Annotated in this window: 23 protein-coding genes; 5 read left to right on the top strand and 18 right to left on the bottom strand. The window is 68.2% G+C overall.

Features of this window, described 5'->3' with window-relative positions; translation table 11 throughout:
• Nucleotides 1-23: 23 nt before the first annotated feature.
• Entirely contained in the window at nt 24-836 is an 813-nt protein-coding gene (locus OG905_RS04715; RefSeq protein ID WP_328666330.1) for an inositol monophosphatase family protein, read from the bottom strand.
• Nucleotides 837-960: 124 nt separating this feature from the next.
• Between OG905_RS04715 and OG905_RS04710 the strand changes: the two genes are divergently transcribed.
• Together OG905_RS04710 and OG905_RS04705 are read left to right on the top strand one after the other, a co-directional pair.
• Nucleotides 961-1878 (top strand): LysR family transcriptional regulator, encoded by a 918-nt coding sequence (locus tag OG905_RS04710; RefSeq protein WP_328666329.1) that lies wholly within the window; start codon nt 961-963, stop codon nt 1876-1878.
• A gap of 89 nt (nt 1879-1967) precedes the next feature.
• Nucleotides 1968-3374 carry an amidase family protein gene (locus OG905_RS04705; RefSeq protein ID WP_328666328.1) on the top strand — a complete coding sequence of 469 codons (1407 nt, stop codon included), beginning with the start codon at nt 1968-1970 and terminating at the stop codon, nt 3372-3374.
• A 278-nt stretch (nt 3375-3652) separates the two neighbouring features.
• Here the strand turns inward: OG905_RS04705 and OG905_RS04695 are convergent, their stop codons facing one another.
• From OG905_RS04695 to OG905_RS04680, 4 genes are all read right to left on the bottom strand, one after another.
• Nucleotides 3653-3991 (bottom strand): ArsR/SmtB family transcription factor, encoded by a 339-nt coding sequence (locus OG905_RS04695; protein ID WP_142212405.1) that lies wholly within the window; start codon nt 3989-3991, stop codon nt 3653-3655.
• Nucleotides 3992-4187: 196 nt separating this feature from the next.
• Nucleotides 4188-4529 (bottom strand): hypothetical protein, encoded by a 342-nt coding sequence (locus OG905_RS04690; RefSeq protein ID WP_443043892.1) that lies wholly within the window; start codon nt 4527-4529, stop codon nt 4188-4190.
• Nucleotides 4530-4699: 170 nt separating this feature from the next.
• Nucleotides 4700-5128 (bottom strand): transposase, encoded by a 429-nt coding sequence (locus tag OG905_RS04685; protein WP_328682028.1) that lies wholly within the window; start codon nt 5126-5128, stop codon nt 4700-4702.
• Nucleotides 5061-5381: an antibiotic biosynthesis monooxygenase family protein gene (locus OG905_RS04680; protein WP_328666327.1), complete on the bottom strand. Its 321-nt coding sequence runs from the start codon at nt 5379-5381 to the stop codon at nt 5061-5063. The genes OG905_RS04685 and OG905_RS04680 overlap by 68 nt, the downstream gene beginning before the upstream one ends.
• A 149-nt stretch (nt 5382-5530) precedes the next feature.
• On the opposite strand from OG905_RS04680, the gene OG905_RS39055 reads away from it, so the two are divergent.
• Nucleotides 5531-5743, top strand: a complete 213-nt coding sequence (locus tag OG905_RS39055; RefSeq protein ID WP_443044056.1) for a DUF7848 domain-containing protein — start codon at nt 5531-5533, stop codon at nt 5741-5743.
• An 83-nt stretch (nt 5744-5826) separates the two neighbouring features.
• Here the strand turns inward: OG905_RS39055 and OG905_RS04675 are convergent, their stop codons facing one another.
• Nucleotides 5827-6636 (bottom strand): NPP1 family protein, encoded by an 810-nt coding sequence (locus tag OG905_RS04675; protein ID WP_328666326.1) that lies wholly within the window; start codon nt 6634-6636, stop codon nt 5827-5829.
• A gap of 433 nt (nt 6637-7069) precedes the next feature.
• Here OG905_RS04675 and OG905_RS04670 point away from each other — a divergent pair, with 433 nt between their 5' ends.
• Nucleotides 7070-7888, top strand: a complete 819-nt coding sequence (locus OG905_RS04670; RefSeq protein WP_328666325.1) for a methyltransferase domain-containing protein — start codon at nt 7070-7072, stop codon at nt 7886-7888.
• A 97-nt stretch (nt 7889-7985) separates the two neighbouring features.
• Here OG905_RS04670 and OG905_RS04665 read toward each other — a convergent pair whose 3' ends face one another.
• From OG905_RS04665 to OG905_RS04610, 12 genes are all read right to left on the bottom strand, one after another.
• Nucleotides 7986-8993: an isopenicillin N synthase family dioxygenase gene (locus OG905_RS04665; RefSeq protein ID WP_328666324.1), complete on the bottom strand. Its 1008-nt coding sequence runs from the start codon at nt 8991-8993 to the stop codon at nt 7986-7988.
• Nucleotides 8994-9043: 50 nt separating this feature from the next.
• The gene (locus OG905_RS04660) at nt 9044-10201 is read right to left on the bottom strand and encodes an MFS transporter (protein WP_328666323.1); all 1158 of its coding nucleotides are present in this window, start codon (nt 10199-10201) and stop codon (nt 9044-9046) included.
• A gap of 73 nt (nt 10202-10274) precedes the next feature.
• Nucleotides 10275-11567 carry an ATP-grasp domain-containing protein gene (locus OG905_RS04655; protein ID WP_328666322.1) on the bottom strand — a complete coding sequence of 431 codons (1293 nt, stop codon included), beginning with the start codon at nt 11565-11567 and terminating at the stop codon, nt 10275-10277.
• A gap of 101 nt (nt 11568-11668) precedes the next feature.
• Complete coding sequence (locus OG905_RS04650; RefSeq protein WP_328666321.1) at nt 11669-12541, bottom strand: 2,3,4,5-tetrahydropyridine-2,6-dicarboxylate N-succinyltransferase; 873 nt, start codon at nt 12539-12541, stop codon at nt 11669-11671.
• 31 nt (nt 12542-12572) lie between these two features.
• Nucleotides 12573-13724, bottom strand: a complete 1152-nt coding sequence (locus OG905_RS04645) for an aminotransferase class I/II-fold pyridoxal phosphate-dependent enzyme (protein WP_328666320.1) — start codon at nt 13722-13724, stop codon at nt 12573-12575.
• Complete coding sequence (gene lysA / locus OG905_RS04640) at nt 13721-15004, bottom strand: diaminopimelate decarboxylase (protein WP_328666319.1); 1284 nt, start codon at nt 15002-15004, stop codon at nt 13721-13723. The genes OG905_RS04645 and lysA overlap by 4 nt, the downstream gene beginning before the upstream one ends.
• 32 nt (nt 15005-15036) lie before the next feature.
• Entirely contained in the window at nt 15037-15723 is a 687-nt protein-coding gene (locus OG905_RS04635) for a hypothetical protein (RefSeq protein ID WP_328666318.1), read from the bottom strand.
• Between the two features lie 75 nt (nt 15724-15798).
• The gene (folE, locus tag OG905_RS04630) at nt 15799-16416 is read right to left on the bottom strand and encodes a GTP cyclohydrolase I (RefSeq protein ID WP_328666317.1); all 618 of its coding nucleotides are present in this window, start codon (nt 16414-16416) and stop codon (nt 15799-15801) included.
• A gap of 1 nt (nt 16417) precedes the next feature.
• Nucleotides 16418-17113, bottom strand: coding sequence for a 7-carboxy-7-deazaguanine synthase QueE (locus OG905_RS04625; protein ID WP_328666316.1), 696 nt, complete (start codon nt 17111-17113; stop codon nt 16418-16420).
• A gap of 52 nt (nt 17114-17165) precedes the next feature.
• Nucleotides 17166-17528 (bottom strand): 6-carboxytetrahydropterin synthase QueD, encoded by a 363-nt coding sequence (queD, locus tag OG905_RS04620; RefSeq protein ID WP_328666315.1) that lies wholly within the window; start codon nt 17526-17528, stop codon nt 17166-17168.
• A 5-nt stretch (nt 17529-17533) separates the two neighbouring features.
• Nucleotides 17534-18205, bottom strand: a complete 672-nt coding sequence (locus OG905_RS04615; protein ID WP_328666314.1) for a 7-cyano-7-deazaguanine synthase — start codon at nt 18203-18205, stop codon at nt 17534-17536.
• 174 nt (nt 18206-18379) lie between these two features.
• Entirely contained in the window at nt 18380-19228 is an 849-nt protein-coding gene (locus tag OG905_RS04610; RefSeq protein WP_328666313.1) for an AfsR/SARP family transcriptional regulator, read from the bottom strand.
• A 438-nt stretch (nt 19229-19666) separates the two neighbouring features.
• On the opposite strand from OG905_RS04610, the gene OG905_RS04605 reads away from it, so the two are divergent.
• Nucleotides 19667-22954: a BTAD domain-containing putative transcriptional regulator gene (locus OG905_RS04605; RefSeq protein WP_328666312.1), complete on the top strand. Its 3288-nt coding sequence runs from the start codon at nt 19667-19669 to the stop codon at nt 22952-22954.
• Nucleotides 22955-22969 lie beyond the last annotated feature (15 nt).

Below are 22969 nucleotides of genomic sequence, written 5' to 3'. Positions count from 1 at the left end.
GCTCCTTGGATGGTGGCGGTTGGTCAGGCGATGGATGACAGGACGTTGGTGGCGGCGGCGTGGATGCCGGGGGCGGCTGCCAGGAAGTCGCGGCTGGCCAGGCTCCAGGGCTCGCCGTGGATGTCGGTGACGGCGCCGCCGGCCTCTGCGACCAGCAGGGCGCCTGCCACCAGGCCAGAGCGGACATCGGAGAACTGCCAGAAGGCGTCCATCCGCCCGGCCGCGACGTGGATGAGCTGCAGGGTGGCGGGCACGGAGACGCGGACGACGAGGCCGTTGATCAGCATCGCCGTGACCGAGTCGCCGATCCGGCGGAACGTCTGCTCGTCCTCGCCGGGCTTGGCCTGACCGGTGCCGGTCAGGGCCGCGCTCAGATCGGTCTTCGCCGACACACGGAGCTGCGCACCGTTGAGGCATGCGCCTCTGCCGGCCACGGCGGTGTAGTTTTCGCCGGTCAGCGGGAGCTGGACGACGGTGAGGACCGGGTGGTTGTCACGCACGAGGGTGGCGGTCACGGCCCAGTCCGGCATGCCGTGAACATGGTTGATGTTGCCCTCGGCCGGGTCGACGATCCACCACTCGCCGGGCGGCAGTGGGCCTCCGGCCAGTTCGTCCTCGGCCCAGCGGGAACCGGGCCGGGCTGCTAGCAGCGGCTCTTTGAGCAGGTCGAGGACGGCCGCGTCGTTCGCGTAGATCTCCGAGACGATCTCCTCCGTGCTGATGCCGCGCGCGTGGAGGGTGTACCGCTCGCGCAACCGCTCGCCGGCCGCCTGGACCGCGGCCGTGACCTGGGACAGGACCGCGTCATCAAGGTCGGATGCCGTCGCTGGGGACATGGGGTACTCCAGAAGGATCGTGGATGGAAGCAGAAGTTCGGTGCGCCTCAACGCCCGTGCTCGACGGTAGTCATCACCAACTGTTAACTACAAGTGCATGCTGGTAACCCGTAGCATTACTCTCATGCAATTGGATTTGAACCTCCTCACCGCCCTGGACGCCCTCCTGGAGGAGGGCAGCGTCGGCGGCGCGGCTGCCCGCCTGCACGTCACGGCCCCCGCGATGAGCCGAACCCTGGGCCGCATCCGCCATGCCACCGGCGACCCGATCCTCGTGCGCACCGGACGGACGATGGTGCCCACCGCCCATGCCCAGGCCATCCGGGCAGAGGTCCACGCGCTCGTGCACCGAGCCCGCGACGTGCTCTCCCGCCAGCAGGAGGTGGATCTCGCGACGCTGGAGCGCGTCTTCTCCGTGCGCTGGCACGACACGCTCGCCACCGCGTGTGGCCCAGCCCTGGTGGCCGCCGTCCACCACAGGGCCCCAGGTGTACGGTTGCGCCTCGTCGCCGAATCCAGCTCCGACACCCCGGAGCTGCGCCGAGGCGAAGTGGACCTGGAATCCAGCTCCACCAAGCCGGCCACACCCGACAGCCGCCACCGTTTCATCGGTCAGGACCGCCTCGTCGTGGCGGCGCGCCGCGGCCACCCCCTGGCCGGCCAGCCGCTCACCATCGAGCGCTACGCGGAAGCGGAACACATCACCGTCTCCCGCCGGGGGCGGCTGCGCGACCCGGTCGACGACGCCCTGGGCGCGCTCGGGTTGGAGCGCCGGGTGGTCACGGCGGCGCCGACCGGAGCGACCGCTCTCCACATCGCCGCCGGCACGGACTTGGTGGTAGCCGTCCCCGAGGCGGTCACGCGCTCTGCCCGGGAATCGCTGGATCTGCTGGCACTGCCCCTGCCGGTGGAGATGCCGCCGATCCCGCTCTATCTGGTCTGGCACCAGCGCTACGACAACGACCCTGCCCACGTCTGGCTCCGGGACCAGGTATGCGCGGCCATGCGGGCCGTGTTCCCACTCCCGATTGCGCCGGAGTAAATGCACGGGTGCCGAATAGGCAATGGACGCTCAAGGGAACCGACACCTAGACAGGGAGCCGTAATGCGATCCGTCGAAGGAGGACTCCGGTGTCGGAGGAACTGCATTGGCTCTCGGCGGTCGAAGCCGTCGCCCGGCTGCGCGACGGCTCACTGGACCTGGCCGAATACGTCGAGGCGCTGCTGGAACGCACCGAGAGCCTCGCGTATCTGAACACGTACATCTCCCACGACCCCGCGCAAGTCAGGCAATCGCTGACCCGCGACCCGCGGCCGTCCGGGCCGTTGTTCGGGCTGCCGTTCGCCCTCAAAGACGCGATCGACACCGCCGACCTGCCCACCACCGCCGCGACCCCAGCCCTTCGGGACTGGCGGCCAGGCCGCAATGCCCCGGTCGCCCAGAGACTCCTGGACGCCGGTGGAACACTCATGGGCAAGCAGGCCCTGGGCGAACTGTCGTTCGGGATCACTGGCAACAACCCGGCCTTCGGAACCGTCGGCAACCCCTACAACCCGCGGTTCATGGTCGGCGGAAGCAGCGGCGGAACGGCCGCGGGCATCGCCGCCGGACTCGTCCCGGTCGGCCTGGGCGCCGATACCGGCGGTTCGGCTCGGATTCCCGCGGCGCTCTGCGGCTGCGTCGGCTTCCGCCCCAGCCACGGACGGTACGACCAGCGAGGGGTCGTCCCCATCTCCTCCACGCGTGACACCGTCGGGCCTCTCGCGCGGACTGTCACCGACATCCGCCTGATCGACGCGATCTGCACTGTCACTTCGGTGGACGACGCCGTTGTGTCCCTGTCCGGCCTCCGGATCGGCGTGCCACGCGGCTACTTCTACGACGACCTCGACGACGAGGTCGGCGCCGCCACCGAGCACACGCTCGCGGAGCTCTCCGCGGCCGGTGTCGTGCTGGTGGAGCAGGACCTGCCGGACATCGGCGCGCTCAACGAGCGGGTGAGCTTCACGATCGTGTTGTACGAAGCGCTACGGGAGCTGGCGGCGTACCTGTATCAGCACGGAGCGTCGTTCACTGTTCGCGATGTGGTTGCGCAGATGGCCGGTCCTGCCGAGCGAGAAACCCTTACCTCAATCCTCGACCACGATGTTGTCCCGGCTGCCGACTACCGCGAAGCGCTCGTCGTCCATCGCCCCGCTCTGCAAAAGGCCTACGCGTCGTATTTTGCCGACCACGACATCGCAGCGGTTCTGATCCCCACCACCCCGGCGCCCGCACGCTCGCACCAGGAACCGGGGGATGACCGCACCATCGACCTCAACGGCCGGACAGTCGACACGTTCCTGACCTACATCCGCAACTGCGACCCGGCCAGCAATGCCGGCTTGCCGGCACTGTCCATCCCCTCTCGCCTGACCAGCACCGGCATGCCTGCCGGCGTTGAACTCGTCGGACCGGCATCCTCAGACGCACGCTTGCTGGCCATCGGGGAAGCCGTCGAACGCCTGCTTCCCGGACTGCCGAAGCCGACGCTGTAGGAATCCGGACACAAGATCCGCGGCAATGACGCCCACCCCTGCTGCCGTTGCTGAGAGCGGGGATGCGGCTCCGGTACCGTGCCGAACGGCCGGCTTGAACTGAACGGCCGTTGCACATCTGAACGCCCGGAGCCAGGCTCAGTCCGGGGCCTTCGGGGAGGCCTGCTGGACCACCTCCAACGACCGCAGCGCGGACCCGGTGGCGGCGGGCTTGGGACGCCCGCTGCCACCTTCTCCGCCGCTCGGCCCGCCACCGGCCCTCGCGATGCCATGCCCGTTCATCGACTCACGTCGGCCTGTCGCAACTCGGCCAGCAATTCGCCCTGACCGACGATGAGTTCGGTGAGGATACGGCGGGCCGCGCGGAGGAGCTCGGCGACATCACCACCGGCCAGGGCGTAACTGACGGTGGCGCCGTCGCGGATGGACACGACAATGCCGGAGCGGCGCAGCACCGCGAGCTGCTGGGACAGGTTCGACGGCTCGATCTCGATCTCGGCAAGCAGGTCTCGCACGGGCACGGGGCCGTTCTGCAGCAACTCCAGCACGCGAATACGGACTGGGTGTCCGAGCATGCGGAAGAACTCCGCCTTGGCCTGGTACAGCGGTACCTGCATGTGAACGCTCCTGCTGTGTTCGACGGCCCGCCGTGTGCTGAGGCCTCCGCTGCTGCCGCCGGGAGGCGATGCAGTGCAGGGTCCGATCCTCCCGCCTCCTGGTGCCGCACTCCCAGAGGGTTCAACGCATCGGGATGTGGCTACTTGAAGAAATCTTCAAGTCATGGGCAGACGAAGGCGGGGAGATCGACGGTGCCTAGATCTCGAGCTCTGCCTCGATGCGCTTGAGCCGGTGACGGGCCATGGCCAGGTTCGACTTGGCCTTGTCGAGCACGAGGTAGAGGAAGAGACCGTTGCCGGAGCGACCCTTGAGCAGGCGGATGAGGTGGTACTGGTCGCCCAGGGTGATCAGTACGTCCTCGATCTCATCCTTGAGGCCGAGTTGTTCCATGGTGCGCGTCTTCGCCCGGATCACATCAGTGTTGCCGGCCGCCGCGACGGACAGATCGAGGTCCTTCCCGCCCCCGAGAGTACCCAGCGCCATCCCGCTGGTGTAATCCACGAGGGCGGCTCCGAGACTGCCTTCGATCGATGTCATCGCTTCCTTGAGAGAGGTCTCCAAACTCACCACGTCAGCGCTCACTCCTCGTCAGACTCCATAGGTGGACGGCAGCTCGCACCTGCGGCCGCCGACGGATTGCGACGATGACGCTACTGGTCGTGTGCGAGATGCCGACGGAGATGCCGGAACCACGACGCAAGCGGTGATCAGCCCCTAGGATGCGCTTCCTGGAACCGATACGGCGACCGCCCCCGTCCACCTGTCCGGGCGAACGGACTGACTGCCTGTACCGCGGCGCGTTCAGGATGTCGGAGACCAGGGCGTGGAAATTGTCCGGTTCGAACGGCGGTGTCCCCGGACCGGTCTGGCCGGTGAGCAGGCGTAAGCGGCCGCTGCGGGCAGCGACCAGCGGACCGCCGAGGCACGTGATCGGCCACCGGCGGCCACTGGTTCACGAACTGCTGCAGGGCTTGCATGTTCCCGTCAGGCAACCGCTGGACCATCGGCTGGATCGACTTACACCGCCCATGCAGCATCAGACCCCGCAGAGAACGGCGGCCCCACCGACTAGTCGCTCTTTGGCGCCGCTTGCTGCACGACGTCGAAGGACCAGAGTGTGGAACCGGATGCCGCAGGCTTGGGGTGGTCGCCGGCCCCCTGGTGTGCTGCCTTCATGGGACCTTCCAACCAAGCCTGAAAGGACTCCTCGTCGCGCCACCGCGTGTAGACGAGGTAGTTGTCTGTGCCTTCGACCGGGCGCAGGAGTTCGAACCATTCGAAGCCGTCCGAGTTCTCGACGGCATGCGCGCGGGACGCGAACCGCTTCTCCAGGGTTTCCCGCTGCTCAGCGGGGACCGTCAGGACGTTGATTTTTACAACGCTGGGCACATGACACCTTTCAACAAACGGGCCCCTGGCCGGGGACCTGACATCGACATCGTGCGAGCAGTAACTTACGCCCGCAGCCCAAGCGCCGTGAGGATGACTCCCAGGCATCTGGCCGAGCCGTCCAGGCGTCCGCTCGGGGCGGAGCAGTCATCCGGTACGTCGACCACGTGATCAGGCACGTACCGGACGGTGGAATCACCGCGCTGATCACGTGCGTGGCGCACGGGTGCGGTGATGCCAGCGGGCCCCGGGATGATGCCGACGACGCTCAGGACTGGGCCCTTGCCCCCATCGGCCGGACTGGGCACGACCTGTTTCGCCGGGAGTACGTAGACCATGCCCGAGCGACTCGCGCCGAGTAGGCAGGAGGTTCCTGTGGGAGTCGCTCGACAGGCGCATTGATCTTCACCGTGCCCATGTGTCCATCGTGCCTCACCACTGACGATCAGTGAGAGCAGGACTCCCGCGCCACCTTGCCGGGATTGCCGTTGGCGCTTCCCCACGCGGCCGCATTCGCCTCGAACTTCTGCTGCAGCGGACTGTCCTTGGCGACCTCCACGAGTCCGCCGCCCTGATCCGCCCACACCGGGTAGTCGGCGTGGCGGTACTCATTGGTGTACGCGGAGATGACGTCCTTCAGGCCGCCCTGGTTGTTGTACATCGAGTGGCTGCCGTATCCGACGAAGATCCGCGGGTGCTCCAGGCCCTTTGCCGCGTGTCCGCGGTCGTGATTCCAGCTCTCCGCGTTGCCCCAGGCCACCACGCGATGGTCGCCGTGCGCGCTGAGCAGCAGCCGGTCGCGGGTCCAGTCGTTCCCGCTCTTCCGCCAGACCACCTCGACATGCTCGAAGTCGTGCCGATGGCCCGAGGGCCGGAAGCCGCTGGTGGCCTGATAGATGGTGAACGCGACACGGATTTCGTCGGCGTTGCACTTCTGGACCGTGTAGTACGTGGGGAACGGCGCACCGTGCGGCGCGCAATCGCCGTCGCTGTTGGGCCAGTTCTGTACATTGCCGCCGTCCGTCGGATTGCCGTTGCCGTCGAAAGCCGACTCGGGCCAGCACGGATCGTTGCGATTGGCGCGGGCGAAATTCCACTGGGGTACGGACTTGGCGACGAAGTCCTGAAGGGTGGCAGGCCCCTCGGGAAGCGGTTCGTTCGCCGACGCTCCCGGCGTGGTCACGAGGAGCAGGCCCGCGATCAGGGACACGGCCGCGACGGAACCGGTCCGGACGCGGCGGGGTCGGTGGGACATTCATTCTCCTCGTGCTCAGGACATGGAAGAGACAGGGTGTTCCAGCCACGTGCCGCACCAGAGTAGGGATGTCGAAGCAGCGGAACCAGATCGGATTTCGGAACGCCCCGTTGCCGGTTTTCGGCCTCGGTAAGGCGAGTTGGCGGTCGCGGCCCCCTCAAGCGGCCCTAGGGCCTGTCGTTTGGATCTTGCCGGGTTCGCGTGCCCTGGCACGCTCCCCCACAGCCTTCGGCGTGGGAGGGGCCCCCACCCCCGTAGCCCTTCGGGCACGGGAGGTGCCCCCATGCTGCGTTGCGTCAGTCGCCGACGCTCCGCGTCGGCTCTCCCCCTGCCTTCGGCGGGGGGACCCCCATCCTCCGGCCTGCGATCGCACGCACCAGACCCCGCTCACTGATCCGGCCTGATCCAAACGACAGGCCCTAGGCTGGTCGGCATGCGGGACTCGCGGCCGACCTCGGCATTTCACTCGGACAACATCACCGCCTCGGCCACCGACACCCTGGTCGGGGTGCTGGACATGCAGGCGGCGAGCGCCGGCGTACGGCGGCTGCGCGACTGGGCGCAGCTCGGTGTGGCCGCGCGGCCCGGCGAGCGGGCCGTGGACATCGGCTCCGGTACCGGCGCGGTGACCAGGGTGCTGGCCGCGGCGGTAGCGCCGGACGGTGAGGCGATCGGAGTCGAGCCGAACCCCGGTCTGCGCACGGTGGCCGAGCAGCGCGCGGCCGATGCGGGCAGCCCGGCCCGATTCGTCGACGGCGACGCGCTGGCGCTGCCCATCGCTGACTTGGACGCCGATGTGGCCTGGTGCGAGCGGGTCTTCCAGCACCTTGCCGAGCCGGACAAGGCGGCCGCCGAGATCGCGCGAATCCTGCGCCCGGGCGGCAGGGTGGCGCTGCTGGACACCGACTGGGCCACCACGATTCTGCACCCCGGCGACCCAGAGGTAGTGGCGGCTCTGACCGACGGTGCGCTCGCGGCCGCCGCCAACCCGTACGCCGGGCGCAAGCTGGCGGGCCAGTTGGCCGCGGTGGGACTCGAGATCGACGACCTCGGCTCGCAGGCACTCGTCCAGGACCCGCGGAAGGTCACCTGGCCGCTCGTCAAGCTGCTTGCCGAGACGGCCCTGCGGGGCGAGCTGATCACCGAAGAGCAGCGCGACAGGCTGTACGCCGACCTCGGCGCCGCCGCCGAACAGGGCGCTCTGCACATGTCCGTGACCATGTTCGGCGTCATCGCGCGTCGTCCGGCCTGACCTCGGCTCGTCAAGGCCGGTGACTCAGCCGGCGCGGGGCGGCGAGAGCCGGAACACCTCTCCCGCCGCCCCATGTCCGGCGTACCGGGGGAGTCGGTCAGGTCTGCCGCTGGAGGAGCTCGGGGTGGTGCCGGGCGATGACCTCGGGGAAGGCGCGCAGCATGCCGCGCATGGTGTTGTTGCCGTAGCTCGACGACAGCGGGTTGGCGGGGTCGTGCACCACGCCCGCCGCCTCGCGGACGAAGCGGGTGGGCAGCGGCTGCATCGTCGCCTCGAGACGCGGGTTGAAGAAGAAGGGCGCCGAGTAGCGGTTGACACCGGAGGCCGGGCTGACGACCCGGTGTGTGGTGGCTCGCAGGTAGCCGCGGGTTGCGACCTCCAGGAGCTCGCCCAGGTTCACGACGAAGGCTCCGGGGATCACGGGAACGTCGGCGAATTCGCCGTCGTTGACGGACACCTGGAGTCCGCCGTGCTCGTCCTGGAGCAGCAGGGTGAGCAGCCCGTAGTCCTTGTGCACGCCGATTCCCTGGTCGGAGTGCTCGCTGTCGCGGGTGCGGCCCGGGTAGTGCAGCAGCTTGAAGTGCACATGCGGGTCGGGCGAGACGACGGGGTCCAGGAAGTCCTCGGGTGCGTCGAGCGATGCCAGGATCAGCCGGAGCAGGCGCTGTGACACCTGAGTCAGCTCGGTGATCCAGTCGATGACCGCCGGCCGGAGCTCGGGCATGCTCTGCGGCCACTGGTTCGGGCCGGCCAGCCAGAGATAGCTGGGGTCGTCGGGGCCAGGCACGAGCGTCTCGTGCTCCGGGCCGATGTCGAGCTGCGCCCGCTGGTCGGGCGTGCCCTGGGTCCGCTCCCGGCCGACCTCCGAGTAGCCGCGGAAGTGCGGGGACTTGAGGATGCTCAGCTGCTCCAGCTCGGCCTCGGGAAGGGCGAAGAAGTCGCGGGCCAGCTCCAGCAGCCGGTCGGCTCCCTCCACTCCGTGTCCGACGAGCTGGAAGAAACCGATCTCATGGATGGCTGAACGCAACTGGTCCAGGAATGCCGCGCGAGCCTCGGGACCGCGGTCCGCATCCCTGAGATCGAGCACGGGAAAGACGTCGGACATGTGATTCCTTACTGTGTGGTGGCTTACAGAGCCAGGTCTGATCGGTCGTTTCAGGTCCGGTCCGGACTCGTTGGTCCCCTCCAGACGAGCGGGATCGCGAGGGCCACCGAAACCGGAGTCAGGGCCAGGACGGTGGCACTGCCGTACGCAGCGGCGAGAGAGGCGCCCGTGGCAGCGCCGGCCGCCGCACCGACCTGGATGAGGGATCCCGCCCAGCCCTGCGCCTCGTTCTCGTAACCCTCGGGCGCAAGGTCGCCTCCGGCCATGAAGAGTGCCGAGAAGGTCGAGCCGATCGCGATGCCGGTGACGGGGCAGATGAGCAGGACGATCAGGGGCGAGGCCCTGGCGGCGAGCGCGAGAAGCGCGGCACCGATGAGGAAGACGACGAGCAGCAGGGGCAGTCTCCGGTTCCGGGCCAGCAGGCCCGGCCGCGCGCCCAGCGTGAGACCGCCCAGCATGCTGCCGACGGACAGGGCGCCGAGGTACAGGCCGGTGTACGAGGTCATGCGGTGTTCCTGGGCGTACAGGGGGAGCGCGACCTCGACGGCGGACAGGGTGAGACAGAACAGCAGGATCGCCCCGAACACGCGCCGCAGCGCGGCCGACCGGAGCGGTCCCAGCCAATGTCCGGAACCCTCCGGCCTCGGCCGCCCCTGGGCGGGCGGCAGTGTGAGCATCAGACCGACGGCGCCGGTCATCAGAGCTCCGCCGACGACGAAGGGGAGCACCGGCGACACGGTTGTGCTCAGCCAGGCGGCGAGCAGGGGCCCCGAGATGAGCGTGAGGTCCATCATCACGGCTTCGAGGGACATCGCCGAGACGAGGCTCTTCTCACGGGCGATCGATCCCCAGTACGTCCGCATCAGAATGCTGACCGGGGGAAAGGAGCAGCCCATGAGGGCGGCGAACGCCAATACGGTCTGCCACGGCGTACGTGCCGCCGCGGAAAGGGCCAGTCCGAGGATGCCGGTCAGATAGCCCGTCAGACAGAGCGGGAGAATGACTCTCACCGGGTAGCGGTCGACGAGTCTGCCCCGCGCCGGGCTGGTCAGCGCGTTGGCGATCAGCATGGCGCTGATGGCGATTCCCGCTGTGCCGTACGAATAGCGCGGGGCGATCAGCAGCAGCACGCTGACGGCGAACATGTTGATCGGGAACTTCGACACAAGCCCCACGGCCGCCATCCGGCGCGCCCTGGGAATCGCCATGAGTTCCCGGTATTCCGCCAGGAAGCGGCCGCGTACTGGTGACGGTGCCTCATCAGGTGATGCGGTGCCGGTGTCAGCGGGCACGACCGGGCTCTCCGCTGCGGCCGGCCGCTGAGGATCCGGACTCGGGAGCAGGGTCGGGCGAGATCTCGAGCCGGACCAGCCTCCTCGCCGTGGCCAGCGCCCGCAGCACATGCTCCTCGTCCGGTCCCGATACATAGGCGCCGACGGGAATGCTGTCCATGCTGCGGGTGACCGGAATATGGTCGCCGGGCTCGCAGTCCACAAGGATCTGGTCGATCCCCGGGCACTCGGCCAGGAGGTCGAGGCCGTGGATGGCGACCAGGGTGCCGGGCGCCTCGTCGTTGCGGATCGCGAGGGCGCCGTAGCGGGCCCGGAAGCCGAGCGGTTCGTCCATGATCGCGGGCCGCTTGCCGAGGTAGCACTCCAGGGAGTCGTGGAAGGGGCGCACCGAGCTGTACTTGGCCCACATCTCGGTCGCCGGCCCGCCGGGAAGCCGGGCTCCGACCTCCATCAGACAGACCCCGTCGGCCGAGACTTTCACCTCGGTGTGGCTGGGCCCGCGCTCGATGCCGTAGGCCGTGAGGACCTCCTGGACGAAGCTCTCCACCGGGTGCCAGTCGGGGTGGTCGCGGTCGATCTGGACGTTGTCCCAGATGGGGAAGTCGTAGTCGCGGTCGTCCGGTTGGCGGTATTCCCACATGTCCACGACGCGATGGTCGCCGTCACTGCTGAGGCAGTTGACCGAGAACTCCCGGCCTCTGATGTACTGCTCGACCAGCCACTCGCGGATCGGCTCGTCGTAGATGTCACGCGTCTCCGGAATCTCCAGGTGGCGGAGCGCCCGTGCATCGGGGAGCAGCGTGGTGCCGTGGGCCCCGGCGCCCATGGTCGGTTTCGCGATCGCCGGAAAGCCGATCTCCGTTGCGGCCGCCGCTATCTCGGACACCTCGTGGACGAGGCGGAACTCGGGGATGCGCACCCCCGCTTCCCGTGCCCTTTCACGCATGGCCGCTTTGTTCCGCCGGGCCCACGCGAGTGAGGGGTCGTTGCCGGGCAGACCGAGCCGGTCCGCGAGGATGCCCGCCAGGTGCACTGCCGCCTCCATGCCGGGAACGACGGCCCTGATGTCGTGGTCGACGCTGGAGAGTACGTCGACCGCGCTGTCAGGTGTGTATGCGTAGAGGGAGGTGTCGTCCCCCTTCGCGTGGTCGGACACAGCGGTGCTGTACCGGCGGCTGTACAGGGAGACGACGGCGTATCCCATGTCTTTGACGGCGCTCTTGTACGCCGCACCATTGCGCACGGGGTCCACCAGCAGGATGGCGGGCTTGACTTGGCCCATGGGGGATCTCTCCTCGAAGGACGGTCCGGCCCGGGCGGTCGGCGCCGGGCAGGGGATCATTCGGCCGACAGCGCACCGCGCGTCGTGCCGGTCATGCGGACTCAGGCGGCAGCGCCGTGCTCGCGGAAGAGGCTGTCCAGCAGGAGTCTGTCGTGTTCCTCCCCCTCGCCCAGTCGCTTGATCACGAGTAGGCAGGGCACGCCGAACTCACCGCCGGGGAAGGTCCGCCGGCGTGTCGAGCTGACACAGACCGACCAGGACGGCGCCTGTCCGCGTGGCAGTTCCTCGCCCGTCTCCGCGTCGAACACGCGCGTGCTGCCCGTCAGCAGCACGCCGGCGCCCAGCTTCGCCCCTCGCCGGACGCGTGCTCCTTCGACGATCACCGAGCGGGATCCCACGAACGCCTCGTCCTCCACGACGACCGGCGCGGCACCCGGCGGCTCCAGGACGCCACCGATGCCGACGCCTCCGGACAGATGCACATTGCTGCCGATCTGCGCGCAGGAGCCCACCGTCGCCCAGGTGTCGACCAGAGTCCCGGCTCCGACGTGGGCGCCGATGTTGACGTAGGACGGCATCAGCACCACGCCGGGCGCCAGATAGCTGCCCCAGCGTGCGATCGCACCCGGCACCACCCGTACGCGGTCGAAGTGCTGCTTGAGCGGGACGCGATCCTGGTACCGGAAGGGTCCGGCCTGCGACTCCTCCATGCCCAACACCTTGAAGGACAGCAGGATCGCGCGTCGCGCGCGCTCGTCCACGACGACGTCGTCGTTGGCCGGGTCCACCGCTGCCACCTGTGCGACGCCGCTGTCGAGCAGGTTGACGGCCTCCACGACGATGCGGCGGGCCTCGTCGTCGGTGGGTGTCAGATCGGTGCGTCGCTCCCACAGCTCATCGATCACTTCCGGGACGGGGCTGGGGCGAGAAGACGGGCGGGAGGGTTCGGTCATCCGGACGTGATGCTGGGACATGGAGTCTCCTGAGATGGTGTGTTCGGACGGATCAGCGCTTCGACACCCGGGCCGGGACGGGGCGCAGAAGCTCCAGCCGGGAAGCGATCGGCGCCAAGTCATGAACGGCGGCGATCCGTACGTGTCCGTCGCCATCGGGGCCGTATTCGCTGCCTGGCGTCATGACCACACCGGCGTGCGCGGCTGCACGGTGGGCGAACGCGCGCCCGTCGCCGTCGGGCGCGCTCACCCACGCGAACAGCCCTCCTTCGGGAGTCGCACACGGCAGCCCCAGTGCGTTGAGCCGGTCGACCAGGTCCGAGACCCGCCGCGCGTTGCGGGATCGCTGCTGCGCGGCGTGCCGGTCGTCGACAAGCAGGACCGCGGCGAGCTGCTGGGATGCGGCGGCCGCCATGAGGCCCGCCTGTCTGCGGCGGCGCACGAGTCCGGCCACCAGCGAGGGGTCGCCGGCGTAGAAGCCGACCCGGAGTCCGGGTGCGTTCGACCGTTTGGACAGACTGTGGACCGCGAGCACACCGGCCAGCCCGCCACGCAGCACGGTTCGGGGCTCGTGGCACCAGGTGGCTTCGGCGTACGCCTCGTCGGAGAGCACGAGCACATCGTGCGCGCGTCCCCAGTCGGCGACCGAGTCCAGGTCCTCGACGATTCCGGTGGGGTTCGCGGGGCTGTTGACCCACAGGCACAGGGCGCGGCGCACCACGTCCGGGGCGAGGCGGTCCAGACGCATACGGAACGCCTCGTCCACGGGGACGCGGTGAATCCGCAGGCCCGCCAGCCGGGCACCGTACTCGTACGACGGATAGCACAGGGCAGGGATCAGCACGGTGTCACGCCCGGTGCCCCGGGCGGGTCCGCGTGCCAGGTCCCGGAGGAACAGCGGGAGTGTGGAGATGAACTCCTTGGACCCCACGCAGGCCGCCACCGCCTCCGGCGGAACGGCGACGGCGTACCTGCGGCCCAGGTACCCGGCGATCACGTCGCGCAACTGCTGTGTGCCGGCACTCGGCGGATACGCGGCCACAGCCCCCTCGCCGGGATGCCGTGGCGGCTCAGCCGGGTGGAAGTCCCGCGGCCCTGGCGGCGGATCGCCCGGAACCCCGAGCGACAGGTCCACGGGCCTGTGCCCCGAGGCTGCGGCCAGAGTCAGCGCCTCTTCCCTGCTCCACGGCCCGGCCCCGCTCATGCGGCGCCGGGCCGTGCCAGCCTGGCCGGCGTGAAGTCCAGCGTGGCGAAGTAGTCCTGCTGACTCTCCGCCCTGCGGATCCGCTCGACGCTGCCGTCCGCGTGCAGCAGCAACTCCTGGGGCCGCAGCCGTCCGTTGTAGGTGAACCCCATCGAATAGGCATGTGCCCCGGTGTCGTGGATCAGCAGGAGGTCGCCCTCGGACACGGCTGGCAGAGCACGCTGCCGGGCGAACTTGTCGTTGTTCTCGCAGAGCGAGCCGACCACGTCGACAACCTCGCAGGGCCGGCCGGCGGCATCATGAACGGTGATGTGGTGGTAGGCCGACGGATAGAGGGCCGGCCGCATCAGGGCGCTCATGCTGGCGTCGACCCCGACGAACTCCCGGAACTTGCTCATCCTGTTCAGTACCCGGGTGACCAGGACGCCGTGCGGCCCTGTGACGAAACGTCCGCTCTCGAAACAGACGCGAGGCCGGGTCACGCCATGGCGCAGCTCCCACTCCTCGAGGCGCGCGCGGATCCTGCTGCCGAGCTCGGCGAGGGCGAAGGGCCGCTCGTCAGGGCGGTAAGGGATGCCGAGCCCGCCACCGAGGTTGACGAAGCCGATCTCGATGCCGAGCTCGGCGCGCAGCCGTACGGCCTGATCAAGCAGAAGGTCGAGCGTCAGCAGGAACGGGTCCAGGGTCAGATATCCCGAGCCGAGCATCATGTGCAGGCCGAAGGACTCGACCCCCAGCCGCTGTGCCCTCGCGCACACCTCAGCAAGCCGGTCGGTGGGGATGCCGAACTTGGCCGATTCGGTGTCCCCGAGACAGGAGTCGAGGATCTCCTGCCGGTCCTTGCCCGGATGGACCCGGAAGCACAGGGTGCTGGGGATGTCGGGCATGGCGGCGAGCTTGTCGAGCACGGACTCGTCGTCCACATTGATGAGCGCACCCATCCCGATGGCGGCTTCGAGCTCTTCGGAGCTGGTGTTGTTCGAGGTGAAGCAGATGTCGTGACCGGTCGCACCTGCCTGGCGGGCGAGGGTGAGTTCGGGCAGGGAGCTGCAGTCGAACCCGAAACCGCGGTCGGCCAGAATCTTCAGTGCGGTCGGGTTGGGGAGGGCCTTGACCGCGAAGAACTCACGGTAGGGCGTGCCCGCGAAGGCCTGGTCGAACTCGTCACAGGTGTCCTGGATGCCTTGCACGTCGTACAGGTGGAACGGAGTGCCGAAATGCTCCGCGGCCCGCGTCACCACCGAGCCGAGACGCCGCTCGAACGCCGGGCTGATCGGCATGGAGGTCTCCTCTCCTTGTTGTGGGCGAGGGGTCAGTTCCCGATGGTCGCGGTGATGACGGCGCGCGCACGCTCGCCCGACAGGGGGCGTTCGTAGATGAAGGCCTCGGTGGTGACTTCGGAGAATCCGGCGGTGAGGGCTTCCTCGCGCATGTACTCACCGGACAGCCAGTGGAATCCGTCGACGCCGGGCGCGGGCTGGACCGAACTGCCGTCCTGGGTGCTGTCGTTGGAAGCGATCAGCGTGCCCCTGCCCGTCGCGCTCGTACTCAGCCAGGAGCGGATCCGCGACAGAAGGGGGGACAGGCCGTGCTCGGCGGTGTAGAGATGGCCGAGGAGGCCGTCCATGTAGATGACCGGCCAGTCCCCTTCCGGGGACCAGGTGGTCACATCGCCCTGCAGCGCGTCGACGCCCTTCGCCCTGGCCATCGCGACTGCTTCGGGCATGGCGTCGACAGCGAGCACGCGATAGCCGCCGTGAACGATATCGCTCTCGACGGCGGCGTTGCCGCTGCCCAGGCTCAACAGCTGTGATGTCCCGTGGTCTTTCATCGCGGCGACGAGCTTGTCGTGCATCCAGCCGCGATAGGCGGAGGAGTATGTGGACGGTGTGACAGAGTCGCCGCGCGCTTCGCCGCGCTCCCATATCTCGAAGAGATTCGGCTCGCCGTCACGGCGCGGAAGATAGAACCGCATCAGATCGTTGATGCCGGCATTCATTGATGTCACCTGATGTCACCCCTTCTGAGGGACAGGAGTCATGGGGTTCGCCCTGCTGGGTGGCAGTCGGGCCACCTACCAGCGGGGCGCGCTTCCGGAGGCGTGTGCCAGGGTTTGCAGATGGCTGCGTTCCGGGCCGTCCGCCTGGAATACGCCGCCGAACACCGCCGAGGTCATCAGCGCGCCGGTCCTGATGCCGCGCATGGTCATGCAGAGGTGTTCTCCTCGGCCGATCACCGCAACGTCCGGGGATCCGGTGATGTCCTCGATCTCCTTGGCAATGTCCGCCACGAGTCGTTCCTGGACCTGCAATTTATGGGCGTGCTTATGGGCGATGCGGCCGAACTTGGACAGACCCAAGAGGTTCTTCGCACTCCGATAGGCGATGCTCAAGTTGCAGTTGAAAGGCAGGAGATGGTGCTCGCAGAGCGACCAGACACGCATGTCCGACACGAACACCAGCTGTTCTTCGCTGACGGTCTCGAACAGCGTCTCCACCTTGCCGGCCTCGTAGTCGATGAACTCCCGCCACCACTTCGCATAGCGGCGAGGAGTGTCGACCAGCCCTTCACGGTCCGGGTCCTCACCAATTGCCACGAGCAGTTGCCTGGCAATCCCTTCCAGAGAGTCCGGGTAGATCTCGGACCCGTTCGCAGAATCGGTCGAACGAAGGGGTTCAAGGGTGCTTGCCATCTCATACTCCTCGCCGGTCGCCCCAGGCGAGCACGTGCAGACGCGTGGAGAGGTTCCATCCGCGCCGCACCACCTCGCCCGCGATGTCGCTGAGATGCCTTGTGACATCCAGCTGGTTCTTTCCTTCAGGCATGATCCAGACAGGAGCCAGTCCCATGCGCTCCTGCAGGGCGGCCACTTCGGCCAAGTCGTCGTGTGTCCTGCACACGAATTTGAACGCGACCCCGGGGGTCTGGTGCAGTTTCTGCAGCGCGCTCGGCTTGATACGGCGGCTCTCCGGCTCCCCGGAGTGTGCAAGTTTCGGTGACACATTGAAACGAACGCCGAGTGAGACGAGCTCGTCCGTCGGTGCAATGGTGCCGTTGGTCTCGATCTCCACCGCAATACGGCGATCACGCAGGGACCGCACGAGCGGAATGAGGCGCTTTTGCTGCTGCAGAGGCTCGCCGCCGCTGATGACGATGAGGGCGACATCCATGGCGAGCAGGGTCTCCAGCACCTCGTCCGCGGTGCGCTGGGTCAGTTCCTGGCGCGGGTCGTAGGCCCGGCCTTCGTCGCTGACCCCCTTCCAGTCCCAGGTGTAGGGGGTGTCGCACCAACGGCACGACAGATTGCATCCCCCGAGACGGACGAAGGCGCAGCGCTGTCCGGACGAGGGGCCCTCTCCCTGCACCGTGGGACCGAAGACCTCGTTCACCACAATCGTTGATGTCACGACACTCCCGTTCCGTCAGTCCCTCGAAGCGGGTTCAGGGCCTGTACTCCGCCCATGTCTTGGAGGTTTCCGACACGCGGACGGCGGTTATCTCGCTGAATCGTTCGGACCACACCGTGTAGATCCACATCGCCATGTTCTCGGCCGAGGGGTTGCGGTCCGGGATCACGTCATTCAGGTGCCGGTGGTCCAGTTCCGCGTCGATCCACTTCTTGAAGTCGGAGAGGTCGCCGTAGTCGCGCACGAAACCGGCGGCGGTGAGCTCGTTCAGGCCGGCTGACAGCTCCAGCTGAATGATGTAGTTGTGCCCGTGCAGGCGCGCGCACTGGTGGTCCTGGGGCAGGTGATCCAGCCGGTGGCTCGCCGAGAACTGAAATTCCTTGGTGATGCGGAACATGAACATCAGTCCCTTGCGTAGATGGTGGGGTCGTGGACTTCGGCTTTTTCGAATGAGGTCCGGCGGTCGTAGCAGGTCGCGCAGACACCGCATTGCTCCACGCCGCCCCGGAAGCAGCTCCAGGTCTCCTGCCACGGGACCCCGAGTGCTTCGCCGAGGCGGATGACCTCGTGCTTGGGCATCTCGATGAACGGGGCGACGACGGTGAGGTTTTCGGGGGCGAAACCCGCACACGCCACGCGCTCCATCGCGTTGAAGGCGGAAAGGAACGCCGGCGAGCAGTCCGGTCCGGTGTCGGCATCGCCGGCGACAGTCCCGATGGCCACGTTGTCGGCCTTCTCCGCCGCCGCCTTCGCGAAGGCGACGGAAAGAAGGATGACATTCCTGTTCGGCACCACATTGACCACGCCGGACACTTCGCCGCCGTGGTCCGGCACGCCCACTTCGCTGTCGGTGAGCGCATTGCCCGGCAACAGCGTGCCGATCGCACGCAGATCGGCGACCTCGTGAGGCGTGTTGAGCCGCCTCGCCGTTCGCCGGGCGAACTCGTGCTCCTTGCGATGGCGCTGGCCGTAATCGATGGACAGCAGGGACAGTTGATGTCCCTCCGCATGAAGATGATGGGCGAGTACGACCGAATCTATTCCACCGGAAACGACGGCGACTGTTCGATCCATGCTCGTTGTTTCTCCTTGGTCCGGGGAGGGGAGATGAATGTCCTGCCAGTCGGTGCAGCCAGGATCGATTCTCCTGGCACGTACTCTCGCCGCAGTGGCTAACGACCGGCTAACGGGATGCTGTTGGTCGATTTCCCCGCGACGTCCCGCGGCGGGGAATCGGGCTCCGAGGTCTCATCGCGCGGCTGGAGGGCGATGCCGCAGCTGATGCCTGTGCCTCGTCCGGTGGGCGACATGGCAGCACCGATCCGAGCTGAGGCTCGACCGCCGACCCGGGGCAGGGGCCGGGCCCGCTCCCGAATTCCCGTTCAAGGGGCTCACGTTGTCGGAACGAAGTACGGCGGCTTGCGCCTGCCTCAGCTCTGCGCCGGGATCCAGTCCCAGTTCCTCGGCGAGGCGCCGTCGTACAGCTTCGTACACCTCCAGCGCGTCGACCTGGCGTCCTGCCTCATGCAGACAGGCCATCAGCTGCGCTGCCAGACTTTCGCGCAAGGGGTGCAGGCCGAGCGCCTCCCGCAGGCCCGCCACGGCTTCCGTCGGCCGCCCGATACGGCGTAACCGCTCGGCCAGTGCCTCCCATGCGTCCAGACGCGCGTCCTCCCAGGGGGTGGCGAGATCATGCCAGGGGCTGGCTCCGGCCAGGTCGGTCAGCGCCTGTCCGCGCCACAGGCCGAGGGCCTCACGCAGGAGGCCGACGGCCTCGGCGTCCTCGGCCCGCTCGGCGGCCGCCTCCACCAGATGCGCGAAACGATGTGCGTCAACTCTGTCGGCGTCAACGGCCAGTACGTATCCGGGCGGGCGCGTCTCTATGGCCATGCCGGGGCCGAGTAACTGTCGCAGAGCGGAGATGTGCCCGTGCACGACGGTGCGGGCATGCTCGGGAGGGCACCCCTCCCAGAGCACATCCACCAGCCGGTCCAGGGGTACGACGCGATTCGCCTCCAGCGCCAGGAGGGAGAGCATCACGCGCCGCTTACGGGTCGGCACCCGGACGGAAGTCCCGCTGTCGGTAATCAATTCCACGGGGCCCAACACATGCACGTGCAATGGAGGTGCCTTTCTCGAACCTCATCCGATACCGGATGCACCGGGAGGCGTATGGGATCTGTCATTCCGTCATCGCGAAAGCCGGAAGGCTGTTCGGCGCGCCTACATGTCGATTCGAACACTGGTTGATGCCGCCGACCAGCGGCTTCGGCTGCTCGTCAGACTTCCGTCACATTCCGAGAGGTAAACGGACGAGGAATTCAAACAGGCTCCGGGGACAGCAGACGTTGCGCGGACGGATGCCGAGGCGCCAATGAGACCGGTGGGCTCCGCCGCCCGGTTGGGACTGACCTCGGAACGCTGACACGGCACCCTTGCCGAGGCGCTTGCGGAATGCTTGTCGTCTGCTGGACGGAAGTCTTGAGTGGCTCGTAATCGCGCAACGAAGGCGGGAGCCCTGACGTCATCACCTGTGTGAGTACGATCAGAATGACGGGCGGCACGTCCGCTTCAGAGGGTGACGGGCGTACAGGGCTGTTGCGCATCGGCGTGCTGGGCCCGATGGTGGCCCATATCGACGACCGGCAGCTGCCGTTGGGGCCACCGCGCCGCAGAGCCTTGCTGGCTCTGCTGTTGACCCGGCTCGGCCATGTCGTACCCACCCAACTGCTCATCGAGGAGCTGTGGGGCCGACGCCCGCCCCAGCGCGGTTCATTGCACAGCTACATCTCGCACCTGCGTCGTGCGCTGGCCCCGGCCTCCGGAGCCGGTGAAGGCGAGAGCGTGGTGCGCCATCTCTCCTCGGGCTACGTGCTGGAGCTGGCCCCCGAGCAGATCGACTCGCACCGGTTCGAGAGGTTGGTCGCCCAGGGACGCAGCCTTCAGGGCCGCGGCGACCACCACGCCGCCCGGGACGCCCTGACGGGGGCTCTCGAACTGTGGCGCGGTGCCCCGTACGTGGATCTGGCCGACTACACAGCGCTCGCCGAGGAGCGAGCCCGTCTGGAGCAGGTCCGGCTCTCGGCTCTGGAGACATGGGCCGACGCCTGCCTCGAGCTCGGCGGCGCCGAAGCAGTGGCAGCCCGGCTCGACGCCGATGTGCGCAGGCATCCGATGCGCGAGCGGCTGGTCGGCAAGCTCATGACGGCTCAGTACCGGATCGGTCAGCGGGCCGACGCGTTGTTCGTCTTCGCCCGGACCCGCGACTGCTTGTCGAGAGAACTCGGGGTCGACGTCAGCGAAGACCTCCGGCAGTTGCACCGGGCCATCCTGCGTCAGGAACTGGACGTCACCGAGACGCATCACACCAGCGACGGCTTTGACAACGCTGTCACTCTCCGCGCTCCGGCTGCGACCCCGGCAGCGCGGCCGACCGCCGAGGACAGCACCAGGATGACGGCGCCAGGGACCGCGACCGAGGGGCAGCCGCCGTTCACGGGTCGCGACCCCGAGCTCGCCGAGCTGCGAGCACTGGTCGCCGACACTCTGCGGGGCGGGGGACGTTCGGCCGCCGTGCTGGGCGATCCGGGCCTGGGCAAGTCCCGTCTGCTGATGGAACTGGCCGCCGGACAGCCGGCCGACCAGCTGGAAGTGGTCTGGGGCTACTGCGTCACTGGAGCTGGTGTACCGCCTTTCTGGCTGTGGAGCCAGGTGCTTCGCCGGCTCTCGGCCTCGCGCCCCGACGCGTTCCGCGCGGCCGCCGAGAGATTCGAAGACCTCCTCACTCCGCTCTTCGCCGGACCGTCGGCATGCCAGAACTCCGAGGAACGGCGCTGCGATCCCTCCGAGCGCTTCCGCACCTATGACGCCATCTGCGAGATCCTCATCGCTCTCGCCGACGAACGCCCGCTGCTGCTGCTACTGGAGGACCTTCACTGGGCCGATGCTCCCTCGCTCGACCTGCTGCGCCTGCTGTCGACCCGGCAGAGCGCCCGCGCTCTCGGCATCGTATGGAGCGCGAGGGCCTGGGACATCGAGGCGGACCCGGCCCTCCAGCAGCCACTCGGTGAAACGTTGCGCAATCCCCGCACACAGACCCTGCGGCTGCCGAGCCTCTCGGAGGAGTCGGTCGCCAGCCTGATCACCGCTGCGGCCGGACCGGGCGTCGACGCGGACATCGTCCACCGGCTCTATGAACGCAGCGGGGGAAATCCCTACTTCGTCACCCAGTTGCTCTCCCTGTTCGGCGACTCCGAGCAACTGCACGACCCGTCGGCGGCACGCCGGAAACTCACCGCAATTCCCTCGGGAGTGCGCGAGGTCCTGCGCCAGCGGTTCACCACGCTGCCCGAAGGGGCCGAAGAGATACTGCGGATCTGCGCCGTACTCGGCGCCACTGTCGATGTGCGGCTGCTGGAGGAGGTTGCCGGACAGAGCCCAGCCACCACGGCATCCCTCGAGTCGGCCGTACACGTGGCCCTGCTGCACGAGGACGCGCACCATCCGTACCTGCTGCACTTCAGCCATGCCCTGGTGCGGGAGACCCTCTACGGCGAACTGGGCCGGGCTCAGCGCGCGCGGCTCCATGCCCAGGTGGCTCGCATCCTGATGACCCGGGCAGGCGACCTGCCGGAGGAAATCGAGCGGATCGCCCACCATGCTTGGGAAGGCGCCCGGGAATTGACCGACGACGAGGTACTGCCCCAACTGGTGCGTGCCGCAGAAGAGGCCGAACTGCGTCTCGCCTACGAACAGGCCGAGCTGTGGCTGCGCCGCGCGACGGACCTGGTCCGATCGCTGCCTCCGGGGGACCCCTCCGGACCCGCTCGCGAACAGCATCTGCAGACCCAGCTCGGCCAGTTACTCGCCCTGACCCGCGGATACGGGGACGCCGACGCCGAAGCCGCTCTCAGCCGCAGCCGCGCGCTCAACCCCGTCACCGGCGCGGCGGACCGCCCCTCGGTGCTGTGGGCGCTGTGCACCGCTCACATGGTCTCCGGACGCTACGAAGGCTCCCTCCAGTTCTCCGAGCGGTTGGGGGACCTGGCCGAGGAAACCAAGGACCCGGTGGCTTTTCTGGGCTCCCACTACGGCCGCGGCATCGTCCTGCACACGCGCGGCCAACTGCCGCAGGCACTGGTCGAACTCGAGAAGGCGGTCACGCTGGCAGACCACTTCACCGATCGCGAAGGCAGCCGGCTCGCCCGGGTCTTCCAGCACGACCCGCGGGTCTCGTGCCGTTCCTACGACGCCTTCACCCACTGGCTGCTGGGCTCGGTCCAGACGGCGACCCAGCGCCGCGCTCAACTGCTCGCCCTGACCGACCACGACAGCAGGCCCTCGGACCGGGCGTTCGCCTTGTACGTGGATGCCGTACTCGCAGCGCTCGAAGGGGACGTGGCGACCGCGGAGCGTTCCAGCACACTGGGGGTTGAGGTGGCGGGCCGCTACGGGCTGCGCTATTGGCGGGCGATGCTCGAAGTCTGCCAGGGGTGGTCCGCCGCGCACTTCGGCCACGAGGAGCGCGGGATCACACAGATCCGTTCGGCGCTCATCGAACTCCGCGCCTCCCGGACCCTCATCCGGCTTCCCCTGCATCTGGGGTTCCTGGCGGAGGCTCAGCACCACGCCGGACGCACGGACGACGCGCGGACAACACTGAGAGAGCTCCTCGCCTCGGTCGAGTGCCGCAACGAATACGTCTACCTGCACGAGCGCTTTCCTGCCACCGCCCTCCGCCGCAAACTCCTCGGCGCGGCAAGGGTCTGCCAGGCGTCGCCAGGCGGAGGGGCCTTTGAAGGCACGACCTATGGCGGCGTCTGATGATCACTGGGCGCC

Source organism: Streptomyces sp. NBC_00322, assembly GCF_036147535.1.
GTDB lineage: Bacteria > Actinomycetota > Actinomycetes > Streptomycetales > Streptomycetaceae > Streptomyces.
This window is presented reverse-complemented; position numbering and strand designations above follow the sequence as displayed.

Coding starts and splice junctions, on each gene's coding strand:
- OG905_RS04715 (WP_328666330.1), bottom strand. CDS start 836: ATGTCCCCAGCGACGGCATCCGACCTTGATGACGCGGTCCTGTCCCAG.
- OG905_RS04710 (WP_328666329.1), top strand. CDS start 961: ATGCAATTGGATTTGAACCTCCTCACCGCCCTGGACGCCCTCCTGGAG.
- OG905_RS04695 (WP_142212405.1), bottom strand. CDS start 3,991: ATGCAGGTACCGCTGTACCAGGCCAAGGCGGAGTTCTTCCGCATGCTC.
- OG905_RS04690 (WP_443043892.1), bottom strand. CDS start 4,529: ATGACATCGATCGAAGGCAGTCTCGGAGCCGCCCTCGTGGATTACACC.
- OG905_RS04675 (WP_328666326.1), bottom strand. CDS start 6,636: ATGTCCCACCGACCCCGCCGCGTCCGGACCGGTTCCGTCGCGGCCGTG.
- OG905_RS04670 (WP_328666325.1), top strand. CDS start 7,070: ATGCGGGACTCGCGGCCGACCTCGGCATTTCACTCGGACAACATCACC.
- OG905_RS04665 (WP_328666324.1), bottom strand. CDS start 8,993: ATGTCCGACGTCTTTCCCGTGCTCGATCTCAGGGATGCGGACCGCGGT.
- OG905_RS04660 (WP_328666323.1), bottom strand. CDS start 10,201: ATGGCGATTCCCAGGGCGCGCCGGATGGCGGCCGTGGGGCTTGTGTCG.
- OG905_RS04655 (WP_328666322.1), bottom strand. CDS start 11,567: ATGGGCCAAGTCAAGCCCGCCATCCTGCTGGTGGACCCCGTGCGCAAT.
- OG905_RS04650 (WP_328666321.1), bottom strand. CDS start 12,541: ATGTCCCAGCATCACGTCCGGATGACCGAACCCTCCCGCCCGTCTTCT.
- OG905_RS04645 (WP_328666320.1), bottom strand. CDS start 13,724: ATGAGCGGGGCCGGGCCGTGGAGCAGGGAAGAGGCGCTGACTCTGGCC.
- lysA (WP_328666319.1), bottom strand. CDS start 15,004: ATGCCGATCAGCCCGGCGTTCGAGCGGCGTCTCGGCTCGGTGGTGACG.
- OG905_RS04635 (WP_328666318.1), bottom strand. CDS start 15,723: ATGAATGCCGGCATCAACGATCTGATGCGGTTCTATCTTCCGCGCCGT.
- folE (WP_328666317.1), bottom strand. CDS start 16,416: ATGGCAAGCACCCTTGAACCCCTTCGTTCGACCGATTCTGCGAACGGG.
- queD (WP_328666315.1), bottom strand. CDS start 17,528: ATGTTCCGCATCACCAAGGAATTTCAGTTCTCGGCGAGCCACCGGCTG.
- OG905_RS04615 (WP_328666314.1), bottom strand. CDS start 18,205: ATGGATCGAACAGTCGCCGTCGTTTCCGGTGGAATAGATTCGGTCGTA.